Annotated in this window: 13 protein-coding genes; 8 read left to right on the top strand and 5 right to left on the bottom strand. The window is 46.3% G+C overall.

Translation table 11 applies throughout. The annotated features are described in order from the left end of the window. Positions 1–3: 3 nt before the first annotated feature. Positions 4–1,440, bottom strand: a complete 1,437-nt coding sequence (locus ACEW9O_RS11810) for a glycoside hydrolase family 125 protein (protein ID WP_373550366.1) — start codon at positions 1,438–1,440, stop codon at positions 4–6. A 140-nt stretch (positions 1,441–1,580) separates the two neighbouring features. Here ACEW9O_RS11810 and folD point away from each other — a divergent pair, with 140 nt between their 5' ends. The 4 genes from folD (at position 1,581) to ACEW9O_RS11790 (ending at position 8,605) form a co-directional block, all read left to right on the top strand. Further along, a complete protein-coding gene (gene folD / locus ACEW9O_RS11805; protein WP_373550365.1) occupies positions 1,581–2,459 on the top strand; it encodes a bifunctional methylenetetrahydrofolate dehydrogenase/methenyltetrahydrofolate cyclohydrolase FolD in 879 nt (292 codons plus the stop codon). Between the two features lie 183 nt (positions 2,460–2,642). Then, positions 2,643–3,152, top strand: a complete 510-nt coding sequence (locus ACEW9O_RS11800; protein WP_373550364.1) for a hypothetical protein — start codon at positions 2,643–2,645, stop codon at positions 3,150–3,152. Between the two features lie 5 nt (positions 3,153–3,157). Continuing rightward, on the top strand, positions 3,158–3,979 hold the full coding sequence (gene prmA, locus ACEW9O_RS11795; protein ID WP_373550363.1) for a 50S ribosomal protein L11 methyltransferase: 822 nt from the start codon (positions 3,158–3,160) through the stop codon (positions 3,977–3,979). Positions 3,980–4,054: 75 nt separating this feature from the next. After that, positions 4,055–8,605 carry a hypothetical protein gene (locus ACEW9O_RS11790; protein ID WP_373550362.1) on the top strand — a complete coding sequence of 1,517 codons (4,551 nt, stop codon included), beginning with the start codon at positions 4,055–4,057 and terminating at the stop codon, positions 8,603–8,605. A 54-nt stretch (positions 8,606–8,659) separates the two neighbouring features. Here the strand turns inward: ACEW9O_RS11790 and ACEW9O_RS11785 are convergent, their stop codons facing one another. The 3 genes from ACEW9O_RS11785 to ACEW9O_RS11775 all read right to left on the bottom strand — a co-directional run bounded on the left by ACEW9O_RS11785 (position 8,660) and on the right by ACEW9O_RS11775 (position 11,843). Next, positions 8,660–9,433 carry a hypothetical protein gene (locus ACEW9O_RS11785; RefSeq protein WP_373550361.1) on the bottom strand — a complete coding sequence of 258 codons (774 nt, stop codon included), beginning with the start codon at positions 9,431–9,433 and terminating at the stop codon, positions 8,660–8,662. 122 nt (positions 9,434–9,555) lie between these two features. Beyond that, on the bottom strand, positions 9,556–10,368 hold the full coding sequence (locus ACEW9O_RS11780; RefSeq protein WP_373550360.1) for an SDR family oxidoreductase: 813 nt from the start codon (positions 10,366–10,368) through the stop codon (positions 9,556–9,558). Between the two features lie 140 nt (positions 10,369–10,508). Beyond that, complete coding sequence (locus tag ACEW9O_RS11775; RefSeq protein ID WP_373550359.1) at positions 10,509–11,843, bottom strand: Gfo/Idh/MocA family protein; 1,335 nt, start codon at positions 11,841–11,843, stop codon at positions 10,509–10,511. 289 nt (positions 11,844–12,132) lie between these two features. Here ACEW9O_RS11775 and ACEW9O_RS11770 point away from each other — a divergent pair, with 289 nt between their 5' ends. Genes ACEW9O_RS11770 through ACEW9O_RS11755 form a run of 4 tightly spaced genes read left to right on the top strand, consistent with a single transcriptional unit; the run spans position 12,133 to position 15,899 of the window. Continuing rightward, positions 12,133–12,999: a UbiA family prenyltransferase gene (locus ACEW9O_RS11770; protein ID WP_373550358.1), complete on the top strand. Its 867-nt coding sequence runs from the start codon at positions 12,133–12,135 to the stop codon at positions 12,997–12,999. A gap of 6 nt (positions 13,000–13,005) precedes the next feature. Beyond that, a complete protein-coding gene (locus ACEW9O_RS11765; protein WP_373550357.1) occupies positions 13,006–14,094 on the top strand; it encodes a type III polyketide synthase in 1,089 nt (362 codons plus the stop codon). After that, positions 14,087–14,782, top strand: coding sequence for a methyltransferase domain-containing protein (locus tag ACEW9O_RS11760; protein WP_373550356.1), 696 nt, complete (start codon positions 14,087–14,089; stop codon positions 14,780–14,782). The genes ACEW9O_RS11765 and ACEW9O_RS11760 overlap by 8 nt, the downstream gene beginning before the upstream one ends. Continuing rightward, positions 14,766–15,899 (top strand): NAD(P)/FAD-dependent oxidoreductase, encoded by a 1,134-nt coding sequence (locus tag ACEW9O_RS11755; protein WP_373550355.1) that lies wholly within the window; start codon positions 14,766–14,768, stop codon positions 15,897–15,899. Before ACEW9O_RS11760 ends, ACEW9O_RS11755 begins: the two co-directional genes overlap by 17 nt. Before the next feature lie 205 nt (positions 15,900–16,104). On the opposite strand, the gene ACEW9O_RS11750 is transcribed toward ACEW9O_RS11755, so the two are convergent. Next, positions 16,105–17,823 carry a RagB/SusD family nutrient uptake outer membrane protein gene (locus ACEW9O_RS11750; protein WP_373550354.1) on the bottom strand — a complete coding sequence of 573 codons (1,719 nt, stop codon included), beginning with the start codon at positions 17,821–17,823 and terminating at the stop codon, positions 16,105–16,107. Between the last annotated feature and the right edge of the window lie 19 nt (positions 17,824–17,842).

Here is a 17,842-nt window from a genome sequence, read left to right as displayed (position 1 = left end):
AGCTTACACCTCCTTCATCGCCAAAATCGCTGGATACTTCGCACTCGTATGCATCACCAACTCTCCAAATAAGGTATTCGCCCAGGCAAACCACTTCCGCGTAAAATTGTTTGCATCATCCTTGTGGAAAGCTTCGTGCATGAAGCCAGTGCCCGCGTGCGTAGTCTTGAGCATGTGCAAACATTGCGTTACCTCAGCCGCATTGTTCGAGGTCAAACCACGCATGGTTACACTCAGTGGCCAAATCATGTTCATCCCGGCGTGAGGGCCACCGATGCCCTCGGCTGCTTTGCCTTTGAAAAAGAAAGGATTGTTGGCAGACAACAAGTACTTCCGCGTATTCTGATACACCACATCGGTGTTTTTGACCGCGTCCAGATAGGGTAGGGACAAGAGACTGGGAACATTGGCATCGTCCATCAAATTGAAACTGCCGTAGCCGTTGACCTCATAGGCGTACAAGCGCCCATACGTTTGATGGTTGATGATGGCGTGTTGTTGCAGGGCTTTTTCCACTTCCATGGCCAGCACTGTACATTTTAGGGCGAGGGCCGTATTGTTGAGCACTTTATTCAACAATTCAGCAGCTTGGCGCAAAGAGACCACTGCAAAGAAATTCGCCGGAATGAGGAAGGGGTAAATGGTCGCGTCATCACTAGGGCGGAATACCGAACAAATCAAACCCACTGGTTTCACCGGATATCCATAACCGGAAAGCGGCACCCCATCGGTTGCCCAGTAGGTGTTGCGCTGAAAAGTATAAGGGCCATTGCCATCCTTGCGCTGCTGTTCTTTGAAGGTTTGTAGGGTCAATTCGATGCTGCGGACCCAATCGGCGTCAAAAACGCTGGTATCCCCCGTCGTTTTATGATAATGATAAGCCAGGCGAATGGGGTAGCACAAGGAGTCAATTTCCCATTTGCGTTCGTGGATGCCGGGCTTCATGGTGGTGTAGTCCTTTTTCCATTCACTCTCCTTATTGACATCCTTATAAAAAGCATTGGCGTAAGGATCGAGGAGGATGCATTTTTTCTGGCGATTGATGACGCCAGCAATCAGCTCTTGCAATGGTTTATCCTCCTTGATCAAAGGCAAATAAGGCCAGACCTGGGCGGTGCTGTCGCGCAGCCACATGGCGTCAATGTCGCCAGTGATGACATAGGTATCGGGTTTGCCATCAATGGTTTCAAATTCAACAGTGGTATCCAGCGTATTGGGGAAACAGTTTTCAAACAACCAAGCTAGTTCAGGATCGGCAATTTGTTTTTTTAATCTATCAATGGTCGCTTCGACCGCCACACTGCTGAATTTCCGGTCGCTCAACGCAGGGCGTTTGCTTTCAAAACTATGGTTATTCCAAGCCCAAGCGTGGGACTGACTGAACAAAACCCCACTGCTCAATAAACCGGCTTGTTGGATGAATTTTCTTCTGGATTGCATGATGGAAGCGATTTTGCCCCCAAGATAAGACAGCAGCAATGAAAGTGATTTTTCTCCAAGCTGATTATTTTTTTATCGCCCCAAAGGAACTCCTTCGCAGGAAGACTTGTACCTTTGATTTTTTAAATCAATCATTGACAATGGCAATTCTCGACGGGAAACAATTGGCCCAAACCATTAAAGCGGAACTCCGCATAGAAGTGGATCAACTCAAAACCCAAGGCGGCAAAATTCCTCATTTGGTCGCAGTATTGATAGGTGACAATCCAGCCAGCCAGGCTTATGTGCGCAATAAAGTGCGCTCCTGCGAAGAAGTAGGCTTTCAATCCACTTTGATTCATCGCCCAGCGGACACCACGGAAAAAGAATTGCTCGAAATTGTAGAACAGCTCAATGGCGACAGTTCAGTTGACGGTTTCATCGTACAATTGCCCTTGCCTAAACACATTGACGAGCACAAGGTGACTTTGGCCATCGAACCACGCAAGGATGTGGATGGATTTCATCCAGTCAATTTTGGTCGGATGGCGCAAGGCTTACCATGTTATTTGCCTGCTACTCCAATGGGAATACTGGAGATTTTGCGCCGTTACGAGATTCCTACTTCCGGGAAAGAGGTGGTGGTGGTGGGGCGCAGCAACATTGTTGGTACACCCATCAGCATCCTATTGTCGCGCAAAGGCTACCCAGGAGACGCGACGGTTACGGTTTGCCACAGTCGTACTGCTGATTTGGCTGCACATACCCGCAAGGCCGATATTCTGATTGCGGCCATTGGTGCGCCCGAATTTGTCAAAGGAGACATGGTCAAAGAAGGGGCAGTCATCATTGATGTGGGCATCAATCGGGTCGAAGATCCAACATCCAAATCGGGTTATAAACTCGTAGGGGATGTAGATTATGCAGCAGTCGCCCCCAAAGCAGCCTGGATCACCCCAGTACCCGGCGGCGTAGGGCAATTGACGGTAGTCGCCTTGCTGATCAATACGCTGAAGTCTGCCCGCAACGAAGTGTACTAAGCCAACCCACAAGAAAGGGTGTGGGTGTGAAGTGTGAAAGTGTGGGTGTGGTAGAACCGCCTTCCATTCCCGCATGATACCCCGCCAACCCACGGATTTATCCGTGGGAGGCCACCCAAAAGATCAACCCATGGATTTATCCGTGGGAGAACCACGGATAGGTCCGTGGGAAAAAGCACAAAAATGAACGGAAAAGAAGGCATCATCAACATCGTCAATCAAATCAACGGTATCCTGGCCAGCATTGAGGACCAACTCTACAAAGCCCCCCTGGCCATTTACAACGGATCCTCGATTGGCCAGCATTTTCGGCACATTCACGATTTTTTTCGTTGTCTGGCAATTGGAGCATCAGAACAGGTCGTAGACTATGCCCAACGCGAACGCGATTTACGGATTGAACAGGATCCCCTTTTTGCCATGAAGGCTTTTGTACAAGAATTGGAACAACTGCTGTCACTAGAAGAATACACACCAGTAAAGGTGCGTGGTGATTTTTCAATCCAAAACGACGCTACACGCCCCGAATATCCTTCTTCATTGGGTCGCGAAATCACCTTTCTGCACGACCATGCGGTGCATCATTTGGCGATCATCAAAATTGGTTTACAAATTGAAGCCCCAGAATTGATCAAAGACCATACCTTTGGGGTTGCTCCATCAACGGTGAAATTCCGTAAACAAGAAGCTTAGGCACGATGAATTATTTACAATACTCTTTTCCTGCATCAGCAGAACTACAAGAAATTTTGGTCGCCTTATTGGGCGAACTTCCTTTTGAGATTTTCGAAGAAGGTAGTGAGTTTCTCCAAGCCTTTGTGCCCTTACCTGCGGATGTCGCTGCGTTTAGTGCTGAAGTACAAGAAATTGTGGAGCCGTTTGGCGTCAGTTTTACGGTTGAAGAGATTCCTTATCAAAACTGGAACAGCATCTGGGAATCCAATTTCCAACCCATTACGGTCGGTAGCTTTTGTGGCGTAAGGGCTGATTTTCACGAACCAATGCAAGGCGTTGAACACGAGATCATCATTAACCCCAAAATGGCTTTTGGTACCGGGCACCACGAAACGACCCATATGGTAATGCAATTGATGGCTGATCTTGATTTTCAGGATAAATACGTATTCGATTTTGGCTGTGGAACGGGGATTTTGGCCATTCTGGCGGCGAAATTGGGTGCGCGATTGATCGATGCCGTGGACATCGAACCCCCATCCTACGAAAATACCTTGGAAAATGCGAAAATTAACGGAGTGTCGGGAGCTATACATGCACTTTTGGGCGATCTGAGCGTTGTAGTGGGGAACGGTTACGATATTATTTTAGCGAATATCAACCGTGGTGTAATTTTGGATGCTTTTCCAACGTTACATCAAAAACTCAAACAAGGCGGTATTTTGCTCATTTCCGGGATTCTTAAGACAGATCGGGAATTGGTCGAAGCGGAAGCACGCCAACATGGTTTTTCTCCGGTACAATCTTTAGAGAAAGGCAATTGGTTGGCGCTGAGGCTGCATTGAATCATAGTCTGACGTGTTTTCGCGAAGGACCCCAAGTTGAAGATTTCCTGTAAGGTCCCGGACAAACACGGTTTCATGAAAATCTTTTTTCGCCATTCGATTGCCACACTTTTTTTTCTAGGCTTTTCCCTGGCGCTATTTGCACAACGACCAGAAAAATTCGCGGTAGAAACACCCGAATTTTTGTCCCAGCTAGGGGCATTCATGACCTCTTCTAAAAATGAGGTACTGGAAAAAACCTATAAGGAATTTGATGGGATATTTCGGGCTGGAAGTTTCAGTACCGTGGAAGGGGAACGCGTGATCCGCACCTGCAATTATATGCTTACCAGGCGGCTTAGCCCCAATCCCCATTTTCAAGCCTACCTCAATGCTTTGATGGCCTTCAAAGGTACTTTGCCCGATGAGCAGAAGTTTGGTGAGTGGCACCTCATTCTCGATTCTTTGCTATTATCCGGGAACCATCAAACTACGCAATTCAGCGATTTTATTGGATTTTCCACTCAATTTTTCAAAAATAAGGCTTTTAATAAGGCTGAACCTGCCAGCACAGTCTGGAAAATTTACTCCGACAAGATCCATCTCCGCTACAAAAACAAGCAGCCCTACTTGATGATGGAAGAAGGAAATCTGGTAGCATCGCGTAAAAACGACTCCATTCGTCTGGCCAATACCAGTGGTACGTATTATCCACTCAAGGGGGAATGGGTTGGGAAAGGTGGCCAGGTTGGCTGGCAAAGGGTTGGCCTGGACTCCACGGTAATCACCGAGTTGGGCAACTACAAACTGGATGTCAACAAAGGCATTTACGAAACCGATCAAGCCTTTTTGGTTTACCCGCAATATTTTGGCAGTCAAAAAATTCCCGGGCAGTTCAGCGACAAGGTATCCGTAGATGGCCAGGGTTCCTATCCCCGGTTTAATTCGGCCAATAAGGATATGGAGATCAAAAATTTTGCCGACGGGGTAAGATTCAAGGGTGGATTTAACTTGGAAGGAACTACTATTTACGGCACAGGTTCAGATAGCCGAAGGGCCGTTCTGGAGATTTACGATAAAAAGAACCAACGCATCTTCAAAGGCAGTGCCCGGCGTTTTTCAGTGCGCCGCGGGCAACAAATTGGAGGAGAAGGGGTAGAGGCAGTATTTTATTACAAACAAGATTCACTTTATCACCCCTCCGTCAATTTCCGCTACACCATCAAAGATCAGGTGCTGCATTTATACCGGGGTGAACGGGGCAGTGACCGCAACCCATTTTTTAGTTCCAATCACCAAATCAATTTTGACGCAGATAATTTCAAGGCGTATTTGTCTAAAGACTCGGTAGTTATTGGCGACAAATCAGTAAGTTTTGCCCGTAAAGAACCCGTCAAGTTTGAATCCTTACAGTATTTTAACAAGAAGGACTACGACCTGTTGCAAAGCATTTCTACCTCAAATCCATTGGCAAAACTGAAACAACTGACGGATGAAATCGGAGTAAAAGACATTTACGCTGATGAGTTCGCAAGAAAGCTCAATCCAACGTTTAAGGTGGAAAACATCACCTCTTTGATCTACGATTTGGTCGGTCAGGGGTTCATCCGTTACGACGCTGATAGTTTACTCATCCATGTACAAGACAAGGTTCAGCATTACTACAATTCCTATATGCAACGTTCGGACTACGATCAATTGCGGATTTTATCCAAAACTGATAGTGCCAATGCGACCTTGAATTTGAAGGACAACTCTATACGGATTATTGGTGTGAAATGGCTGGAATTCAGTCGTTTACAACAGGTTGGGGTGGTGCCAGACAGTGCCACCATTGTCATGCGTCAAAACCGCGACATCGACTCCAAAGGTATGCTCAAAGCGGGTTTCAGTGAAATGCGGAGCAATAAACTGCATTTCGATTATGGCAAGTTTTCAGTCACCAGTGATTCCATCAAATACTGGCGCTTGTTTGTCCCCGACAAATTGCCGAAGACGCATAAAATGGAGGAAATCAACCCCTTCGCTTTGACTTCCGACATCGAAAATTTTAAGGCTACCTTAATCATCGATGCAGAAGGCAACCGCAGCGGGAAAAATGATGTGCCCATTTTCCCGAACCTCAACAGCCGATCCACTAGCTACGTGTATTACGATGGCAAATATTACGATGGCAAAAAGAACCCTTTTGTCAAAGACACTTTGTACAAACGTGATTCCTTTTACTTTGAACTAAAACCCTTCTTTTTCAATAGTTTGGACAACTACGTCAAAGAAATGGTCAACTTCCGGGGCAAAATGGTTTCATCTCAAATTTTCCCCGATTTTGAAGAAACCCTCAAGGTGCGGGAGCACGATTATTCGCTGGGCTTTGTACATAAAACGCCCGAAAAAGGTTACCCAGTTTACAAAGTGAAGGGTCGTTTTTCTGGCGAAGTTGACATGAGCAATAAGGGACTTTGGGGCAAAGGCAAAATTCAATACCTGGGCGCTACCCTTGAATCCGAAGATGTCCATTTTTTACCCAAACAAATGTCGGCCAGTGCCAAAGACTTTGACCTCGCCGAAAAACGCAGCAAAGAAGAGGAAGTACCCCAAGTACATGGTGAATTGGTACGCCTGAACTGGAAGCCTTACCGCGACAGTATGTATGTGCAATCGGAAAAGAACGCCTTCCAGATTTTTAAATCTGGTGAACATACCCTCACAGGCACATTAGCTCTGACTCCAGGTGGTTTGAAAGGTAATGGTTTATTGGACTGGCCACAGGCAGCCATGACGTCCAGACAATTCAATTTTGGCGCGTTTTCGGCCAAAGCTGACACGACTGCCCTAAACATCAAGGCCGAAGAAGTTGGTGCAATTGCCATCCAATCCGATCGCTTGCGCAGTGACGTGGACTTCGACAAACAAGTGGGCCGTTTTAAAGCCCTGGACGAATACCTCGAAACCAAACTGCCACTCAACCAATACGTCACTTCGATGAACGAATTCATCTGGGAAATGAATAACTCGATGATTCGCTTTAAATCGGATTCGACCAAAATGGGGACTTTTACCTCCGTTCATCCTACTCAAGATTCACTGCGCTTCAATGGCAAAAGAGCATCCTACGACCTCAAAACCTATTTACTCAAGGTAACCGAGGTGCCTTTTATCAAATCAGCCGACGCAATGATTATTCCAGATAGTGGCACGGTTTACATTCAGCCCAAAGCAATCATGGATTCTTTGCACAATGCCACCATCATCTGTGATACCTTGAACAAAAACCACAAGATCAATCGGGCTACAGTGAGCATCAATGGCCGCAAAGATTATCGCGCCCACGGTTTTTATGAATACAATGTGGCAGATAAAAAGCAGGAAATTGAATTCAGCAGCATCGTGGGCCAACGCATTGGAAAAGGGAAAGCCAGTGAAAAAGCAACTGCCACCCGTGCAGAAGGAACCGTTGCAGAAGAAGACAGTTTCATCATTGACCGTAAAACCTCATTTTATGGAACCATTAATTTGTCCTCCGAATCCAGAAACCTGAAGTTTGATGGTTTTGCCCGTTTGGAAGCCGATAAATTGCCGGTGAGACATTGGTTTACCCTAAAAAGTGAAGGCGATAAGAGCAATCTGGCCATCAAGTACGATTCTCCCAAAAGTATGGATGGAGTACCGCTGGAAACGGGTTTTTACCTGAGTAAAGAAATGAGTTTTGCCTATCCTACTGTGATGATGCCCCTGTATTTCCGCAAAGACCGCCCTATTTTGCCGACCAAAGGGGTATTCAAATACGATGCTGTCAAGGACATTTTTACATTTGGTGATTCCACCAAAGTGATCGCCAATACCTTGCATGGCTCCCGCTTAACTTTTAACAACAAAACAGGCAAAGTTGAGGGCGAAGGAAAAATCAACATCGGCTCAGCCCTCAAATATGTGAAAATTGATGCAGCGGGTAGCATCACTGGTGAATTTGCCAATATCCCGGATAGTTTGGTTGGAAAAACGCCACCGCCACCGGTCGATATTGACGTGATCTCGGGCCTGAGTATGCGTATTCCGGATAAACTGATGCGCATCATGCAAAACGAACTCGAAGCCGCTGGCTTTGGTTCAGAAACCGTCAATTACCTCACGGATTTGCCCTACTACCAACGGCGGATGACCATGCTTTTTCCGCAGGATGAAAGTGTGGACAAGGCCATTGCGGAGATCAGCACGGGTTTGGTAGAATTGCCTAAAAAATACAACACCTACAACTTCTTGCTCTCGGGCTTGAAGATGCGCTGGGATATGGATTACCAATCCTTTGTAAGTACCAAGGATAAGATTGGCTTGATCTCAATGAATGGAACGATGGTCAATAAGGTGGTCACTTCCTACGTGGAGTACAAGATGCCGAGCAACGATGATGATCGGGTATATTTCTACCTCAAACTACCCAACGACATCTACTATTACTATGGCTACAAACAAGGCATCCTGGAAATGACTTCCAACGATAGCCGCTTTATGGACGAGGCCAATAAGATGAAAAAAACCGAGTTGGTGCTCAAAATGGAAGATGGAGAGAATTTTGAAATCCAGATTGTGGACAACAACCGTGCCCAGGCTTTTGTACAACGGGTAAAAGTGGCTGGGAAGAAACAATAATTGTAAATGTCTGATGGTAGAGACGCACGGCCGTGCGTCTCTACCTCTATTGGGTTAGGAGGCTGAATAGTAGGTTCCCAATACCTGGATAGCCTGGAAACCGGCACTGACAAATGAGCCTGGTCCATCGCCTTTATAAACCAACACATCATTGCCTTTTTCATTGCCATTGGTTGACAATACGTAGAAGGTATTTTTGAAGGAAACTTCCAATGAACTTGTAGTTGCTCCATCACCTGCACTTCCTGTACTTACCCCATCATTTAGGTAGTACATCGGTGAAAATGATCCATCGACTCCATAACAATTGCCAGCGTAATTGACGCTAATGCTTGATGGTTCCGAATATCCACTAAAGGGTTTCCAATTGAACATCGGCCCTTCCATAGAGGTGAATTGAAGACAGGCATCTCCATTTGGTGCAATTGGAGCTATCATCCAGAGGTATCCCCCCCCGTAATCCAGGTCTTGCACTTCCGGCATTTGCCCAATTTGTTCACCCTGACCACTGGTTTGGATTGTCCACAGGGTTTGACTTTCCGTGTAGTACAAAGCACTGTCTGCACGAGAACCCGTGAGGAGTACTGCTCCAGGAACATTAGAAAAGGCTGTCCAATTGCCATCTCCTGTACTCCAAGAAAGTTGCGCACCTCCAGAAAGCGGATCAGTGCTGATCGCCCAGATGGTGCCATTTTCAGAAATGGCAATGACCTGCGCAAAACCTTCATTCGATAATGTGTGGATGTTGTTGTTCGCATCAACTCCAAATACCTGATTTTGGGCATTGATCCCTAATGCAGGATAAACATTTGCATTCGTGTTGGGCATAAGAAAATGTATTATAGCTTGTGATGTAATGACAACAGAATTGTACATCCAACCTATTGGTACTTATGGTAGCAATCAACTAAAATCATGAAACTTATAGATGCTTCACAATATACATATTTTTAGACACCGCTAAAAGCTAAAAATCCCCCATCCACATTAATGGTTGTTCCAGTGACAAAGGAGGCAGCATCGCTCAACAGCCAAACGAGCGCGCCAATGAGTTCGTCCGGATCTCCCAAACGTTTGAAAGGTGTATTTTGAACAATCAGTTCACCGCGAGAGGTAAAGCTACCATCAGGATTGGTCAACAAACTGCGGTTTTGTTCAGTGAGGAAAAAGCCGGGTACCAGCGCATTCATACGTACTTTATCACCATACCGATTGGCCAATTCCAGGGCGAACCAGCGGGTGTAACTGTCAATCGCTGATTTGCCCATGCTGTAGCCCAATACACGCGTAATGGCTGAAGTAGAAGATACTGAAGAAATATTGACGATACTTCCACCATGTTCAGCGATAGTCCGGCCAAAAACTTGAGTGGAAATCAACGTACCGTACAAGTTCAAATCCATTACTTTGCGCATGCCCTCCATATTCAGGGCAAAGATGTCGCCGCCCGGCGGAACAACTCCTTCCGGCATGTTGCCACCGGCACCATTGACCAGGCCATCAATACGCCCAAAAGTATCCAACATTTTATCCTTGGCTGCATTGAGTTGTGCTTCTTGCATTACATCGGCAATCAGTGCAATCGCCTTTCCGCCCGCTTGGTTGATGGCAGCGGCTCTAGACTGAGCCACTTCTTCATTTCTACCTAAAATACCTACGGCCCCGCCAGCGGCGGCAATACCTTTGATAAACGAGCCTCCTAAAATTCCGGTACCCCCAGTAACAATTACGGCTTTACCCTGTAGTGAAAACTGTGCATTCATAAATGTTTTTTTTGCTTATAGTTCGGTTCGGCCCAAGTTTTAATGGATGCCAAAAGAAAAGGGCAAGGTATATAATCTGTACACCCTGCCCAATTCAATGACAAAAAATATTTATTTCGGTGGCTGAGCGAAGTCGAAGCCTAGTACTTAAACACTTTCCCTCCAGCCAGAACTTCCTGACGTTTGGCATCAAAAGTAACTTTTTCACCCGTGCGCCAGGCGGCGTTGGACATGATGGTGGCAATGGAGTGTTGGTAGCCCGCTTCAATCGGTGCATTGGGCTCCTTGCGGCTGCGTACACATTCCATCCAGTTTTTGATGTGGTTGAAAGTTAAGGTATCTCCACCCGTATTGGCATCCGTTTCTACCTTGATGCCTTCCAGTTTTAGCGGTTGCAACAAATTCGCTTTCAGCCCCATTGCACCTGCTTCACGCTCGCGCAAGCCACCAGTAGCAGAAATCTCATTGGTGTCCAGATTGATCATGCCACCATTGGAATAGTACAATTCCTTGGTATCTCCAGCCGCGTTGGAAAAACGGGAAGTGAACTGTACCTGGAAGCCAGACTTTGGATCATTGGCGGGGCCGTAGTCAAATACCACTGTAAGGGTATCCGCGTTTGAACGGCCATCTTTCCACTGATAAATTCCGCCATTGGCCACTACACTACGCGGATGTGGCAAACCACTAAACCAGTGCACAGTGTCGATCTGGTGACTCATCCATTGGCCAGGGATTCCGGAAGAATAAGGCCAGAACAAGCGGTATTCCAAATATTTGCGTGGATCAAAAGCTTCAAAAGGACGGTTCATTAAATACCGCTTCCAATCCACATCGGATTCTTTGAGGTTTTTGACCAACTCCGGCCGACGCCAGCGCCCAGGCTGATTGACGTTCCACATCAATTCCACCATCACGATTGGGCCAAATTTGCCCGATTTGATGTAATCATTTGCGGCATGGTAATTGGCACCACTGCGGCGCTGCGAACCAATTTGTACGATTTTTTTGGAATCCCTTACGGCTTTGAGCACCGCCCGGTTGTCTTCCATGGTTTCGGCCAAGGGTTTTTCCGAGTAGGAATCACAACCCGCTTTTACTGCTTCGATGGTATGCAGTGCGTGTTGGAAGTCGGCGGTACTGATGAACACCGCATCCACCATTTTGGACGCGTACAGTTCGTCGTTGTTGTTAAAAACCTTGACGTCACTGCCCAATTGTTTGTCAATAAAGGCTTTGCCTTCTTCCCGGCGGCGATTCCAGATATCAGATAAGGCCACCATTTCGAAGTTCATCTCTTTCATCAAAGCTTTGAAAGGAGGAACGTGAGATGACCTGAAACGATCTGAAAAGCCGACACAACCCACTCGAACGCGGTCGTTGGAGCCAAGTATCTTAGCGTAGCTCTTGGCCGAAATTCCAACCGCTGCACCAGCCATAGCTGTTTTGATGATAAATTCTCTGCGCGATGCCATATTTGACAAATTGAATGTTTGAAAAAGTTTGATAGTTAAAAGACGGCTGAAATGGGATTTACCCGCAACGGAATGACTGTTTTTCTCGTAAAAGTTTAGAAGCTGCACAGCCGCCCCTCCAAAGATATCAAAATCAATCCTATCATTGAAATTTTCCTGAAGCTTAGGGAAAGTAAAACTTAAACGGGATTTCCATGTTTTCGTTTTAGTGCTCTCCTAGGAAAATCGTGCATCATCCTGGACAATACCATCTACTTTGAGCTACAAGCCACCTTCTCAAACGAATAAGATGATAGATAGAGATACCATCAAACTACTAAGGATCCCTTTTTCACTTTTACTCATGCCTGTTTTTATATTGGCATTGAGCCAAGTCCAGCGCTCTTTTTCGTGGATTGACGCATTGTACCCCTTTTTAATCATCCATTTTTTGGTTTATCCCGCCAGCAATGGTTACAATAGTTATGTAGACAAAGATCAAGACAGCATTGGCGGTTTAGAAAAACCACCAATGCCTACCATCCGGTTATTTTATGCCACTTTGATCATGGATATTGCTGCTATCCTTTTATCCGTATGGCTGGTGAACATTGCCTTTGCTTTGTGTTTGCTGACCTGTATTGCGGCTTCAAGAGCGTATAGCGCAAGACAAATTCGCTTGAAAAAATATCCCTACACCGGTTTTTTGGTCGTGGCTTTTTTTCAAGGGGGCTTCACTTATTACATGTCTTATTTGGGGATTGCAAAAGAATTTTTGGAGCTGAATGCAAGCAATATTTGGGTGATGCTGGCGTGTTCGTTTCAAATCGCTGGAGTATATCCACTCACGCAGATTTATCAGCACAAGCAAGATTTGGACGACGGTGTAGTCACCATAAGTTACAAATTGGGCTACCGGGGCACTTTTGTTTTTTCGGCCATCATGTTTGGCATCTGCAATCTTTGTTATTTTATCTATTTCAGCAACATCAATCAAATCGCTAGTTTCTACATCATTCAAGCCTTCTTCTTACCGATCGCGGTCTTCTTCGGGTATTGGTTTAGTCAAGTCATTAAAGATACACGCAACGCAGATTTCAAAAATACCATGCGGATGAACATCCTCGCGGCAGTTTCGATGAACATCTGCTTTATTGTTTTATGGTTGAAAAATTAACTTCCTATGAGTTACATCGTTAACATTGCCACTGCGGTACCCGATTACGGATACGAGCAGCATGTGCTTACCCAATTTTACAGTAACTCGATTGATGATTTGGGTGTAAAAAGAAAAGTCAAAATTCTCGCTGACAAATCGGGGACTTCCACTCGTTATTCAGTGCTAGAAGATTACGGATTGCCCGCAGAACAATTCACTTTTTTTCCCAAAAACACCCAACTCATTCCTTCGCCCGGGCTCACGCAACGGATGGAACGGTTTAAACAAGAGGCCTTACCGCTCTCGCTGAAAGCCATTCAGAAGTTACCGAATTTTGCAGCCATCAAAAGCAGCATTACTCACCTTATTACTGTGACTTGCACGGGTTTGTCGGCACCAGGCTTGGACATTGAATTGATACAAGCGCTTGCTTTGCCGCCGACCACGCATCGCAGCAGTGTCAATTTTTTGGGTTGTAATGCGGCCATCATCGCCCTCAAGCAAGCCGATGGCATCTGCAAAAGTCAGCCCGATGCCAAAGTCTTAGTGGTCTGTACCGAGTTGTGCACCTTGCATTTTCAGACCATTTACAACCAGGATTATTTGCTCTGCAACGTTCTTTTTGGCGATGGTAGCGCGGCAGTATTGCTCAGCAGTCAGCCCGCGGAGGAGGAACCAAACCGGAATGTAAAAATAACCGGTTTTGATTCATTTTGTATTCCCGATAGCCGCAATGAAATGGCCTGGCAACTTTCTGAAACGGGGTTTATCATGAACCTGACATCCTATGTCGGCGATTTGATCAAAAACAACATCAAAAGGATGCTGGACAATGTGGGAATCGATCCACAAGCCATCGACCATTGGGCCGTTCACCCAGGTGGTAAAAAAATTGTGGACAGCTTCGCGGAAGCCCTGGGACTTTCGACCACCGATTTGGCGGCATCTTATCAGGTACTCAAGGATTATGGCAATATGTCGTCGCCTACGGTATTGTTTGTATTGAAAAACATCCTGGACAACCTCGGCTCCAATCCCGAAGGCAAAAATATTTTTGCCGCCGCTTTTGGGCCAGGCTTGACGGTTGAAACCATGCAATTGTGCCATGTTTAAACAACGCAGCCTAAAAAAAGAACTGTTGGATGCCGAGGACATCCCGACCGCGGACTTGTACCAAAACCTGCGCGAGCTGGACCGCATCAATACCTTGTTGGGGGGGTACGACATCACGTTTTCCGCTTTGAAAAAAGTGATCCAACCCGAAAAAGCCTACATCCTCATCGACATTGGTTGTGGGGGCGGGGATACCCTTAAACGCATTCAACAGTGGCAGCTACGTAAAAAGCTAGAACTACAACTTATGGGCATTGACCTAAAATCCGTTTGTATCGAATACGCGACTCAGCACAAGGCTCGCCCCGACATCCAGTTTATTTGTGATGATTACCGAAACATGTTCCGACACGTACCCCAGATTGACATCATTCACGCCTGTTTGTTTTGCCATCACCTGGACGAACAGCAATTGATTGAACTCATTCAATTCGCTTTGAAAAAAAACACAGTATTGATCATCAATGATTTGGAGCGAAACTGGTTTGCTTATTGGTCCATCAAAATACTCACTGCCTTTTTTTCAAAATCGTATTTGGTTAAAAACGATGCGCCGTTATCTGTAGCGCGGGGATTTGTGAAAAAAGAATGGCTGGCCATCATCAAAAAAGCTGGGGCCAAACATTTTTCAGTCAAAAACAAATGGGCTTTTCGCCACGAAGTCATCATCTATGGAACTGGACAATAAAATTTACCCTTGCGCCATCATTGGTGGGGGCTTAGGCGGCTTGTGTCTGGCGATTCAATTGGCCCGGCAAGGCCAGGAAGTGATCTTGTTTGAAAAAAACACTTACCCGCAGCACAAAGTATGTGGAGAGTACATTTCGATGGAAAGCTGGGGTTTTTTACAAGACTTGGGCTTGCCTCTGGACGATCTTGATCTGCCTCGACTCACACAGTTGGGCATCTCGGCAGAAAGTGGATTTATGCTCAATAGTACCTTGCCTTTGGGTGGTTTTGGCATCAGCAGGTATACGCTGGATGAGCAATTGTGTCAGCTTGCGCGCAAGTGGGGCGTTACCGTTTTGGAAAATTGTAAGGTCTTGGACGTACAAAATGCGGATACTGCTGTGGCTGAAATCACCACCACAATGGGCAAATACCAGGCGAATTTGCTGTGCGGAAGCTTCGGAAAATACGCTCCCTCGTTTGCTAAAGCGCCTGACAAAATTGCCAATCAACTGCCCAACTACATTGCGGTTAAATACCACATAGAAACAGACCTTGCTCCCGACCGGATTGAACTGCACAACTTTCAGGATGGCTATTGTGGGGTTTCAAAAGTAGACGGGAACCGTTACTGTTTGTGCTATCTGTCCAAATCCAGCAATTTGCAGCGCAGTGCCAACGATCTTAAAGCCATGGAGGAGGCAGTATTGTACAAAAATCCGCTCCTCAAAAAATACTTTACGCAGTCTACCTTCTTATACGACAAACCACTGGTAATCAGTAATGTGTATTTTCATCCGAAGGACACCTACCTCAACGGCATGTTGATGCTGGGTGACGCGGCAGGCGCCATTACTCCACTTTGTGGCAATGGCATGAGTATGGCCATGCGGGCATCGAAACTTTTGGCTGACCTAATGCCAGCATATGTGGAGGGAAACATCAACAAAACTGAGTTGGTGAACCAGTATTCACTTGCATGGAAAGCCAATTTCAGCACACGCATTTGGGCCGGGCAGCACTTGCAGCATTTGTTTGGCAAAAAAACCAGTACTCACCTGGCGCTCAAAACGCTTCATTACGCACCGGCATTGACCCGGAGCTTGATTGGTTTGACTCATGGGATGCCCTTTTAGCGGGGTGAGGGTTTTAATAACTATCGATTACCCACAAATCTAATTTGAGAATTTGTGGGTAATCGACAGGTTTCAAGATAGGCTCTCTCCTGTTTTTTGAAAAAAGTAGTAGTAGTAGTAGGAACAACTGCAGCAAGCGCCAACCGCAGAGGTTTGGGAAAACCCGCGCCTCTGTGGTTACGCACTCATTATGAACAAAAACTGATTAATAACCTGGGTTCTGAGGGAAACTGGTTTTACCGTCAGTAGTCCGGTCGATCTGATCCTGTGGAATTGGGCGCAAAACGTGGAAATCCTTGATGTTTGGCGCACCATCTACGTTGTACGTCCGTACGCGTTGTACGAGATTGCCCCAACGCTTCAGGTCAAACCAGCGGTGCATTTCACCCAACAATTCACGCTCTCTTTCTTCCATGATGAAGTCCATGTTTGCTTGAGCTTCCGTGATTTCCATAGCAGCTTGTTTGCCAGGCCAAGCAGCACGGCGACGTACGGCGTTGATGAGTGGAACTGCTTCGGCAGCCTTGTTCTGCGCAATTAAAGCTTCAGCGGCAATCAGGTATGTCTCTGCCAAACGGAACATAAAGAAGTCGCGGCTACCCGGCTCATACGTACGGTCTGGACGGGTTTGGTCCATGTGCTTGATCAGGGTAGGGAAGAGGTTGGCACGATACAAGCTGGGCACTAGCACCTGGTACTTGCGCTTGGCCCTTTCTTCCAAAGACATTTCGTAACCTGGAATGAACATTGTTGTATCGCCTGAAGCAAAAGTCAAAGACGTCTTGGACTTGTCAAACAGATTGGTATACGTACCAGGTTTATTGCACAGCCAGGTATCGCGGAATGTCTTCTTGTAGCGGGAATCATTCACCCGATCGGCTTCTTTGAACACCACATTCAGGGTGTAATTGGTTGGCATAAAACGTTTGAAGGGGCGGCCCCAAAATACATCCCGCTGCATCCCTGCCTGGGTATCGTATTCCATGCCGAAATACAAGTGACCGTTGTTGCCATTACCACTGCCGTTGCCACCAATACCACTATTAACATTGTTGGTACCTACCGTTGCGCCAATGTTGGTGAGCGGATCAGCGGAGTATTGACAGGCCATGATGACTTCACTGTTGATTTCAGCGCCGCCTTGTTCCCATAGTTTGGCAAAATCAGAAACCAGGCTGTAGCTATAGTTTTTGATCACATTCTGAGCATGAGTAGCGGCCTTGGCAAAATCGTCAGCTGCTTTGGCTTCAGAAGTAGCTTTGGTCAAATAAACCCGTGCCAGCAAGTGCTCACAAGCCCCTTTGGTCACCCGACCATACTGTGCCTGGCTAACTGGTAAGTCTGCTAATGCAGATTCCAGGTCGGCCAAAATGGCTTTGTAAATTTCGGGAACAGGAGTACGAGAAGCTTCTTTTTGCACTACTTTGTTTTCTGTCAAAGTAAGATGGATTGGGCCAAACATTTGCACCAAGAGGAAGTAATCGTGCGCACGCAAGAATTTCACTTCCGCAACCCGAGTTTTTTGTACTGCAGGATCCAAACCAGGAACACTAGTGCCAGCACGGTCAATCACTGCATTGGCCGTGTTGATGGCTGTGTAAAAGAAGTTCCAAATATCCCGGGTAGGCGTCAAACGGCTATCCATTTGGGAAGTGTACTGGTTCACAAACTTGAAACTTCCGTCGGCACCCATGGTATAGGTATCCGTACCAAATACGGTCAAGGTAAAGGCACTTTCGCGGCCATACCAGTCGCGCAAGGTAGAATAGGTTGCTTCTACCGCATCTTCAAAACCTGCCCGGGAGTCGAGGTACAAACCACTGACCTGGCTGACTGGAACTTCGTCCAGCAGATCTTCACAAGCGGGTGTAAACAACAACACCGCTGCAAAGGCTATAAACTTAATAACATGCACTTTTTTCATGTTATGACTATTTTATTTG

The organism is Haliscomenobacter sp. (assembly GCF_041740695.1).
Lineage (GTDB): Bacteria > Bacteroidota > Bacteroidia > Chitinophagales > Saprospiraceae > Haliscomenobacter.
This window is presented reverse-complemented; position numbering and strand designations above follow the sequence as displayed.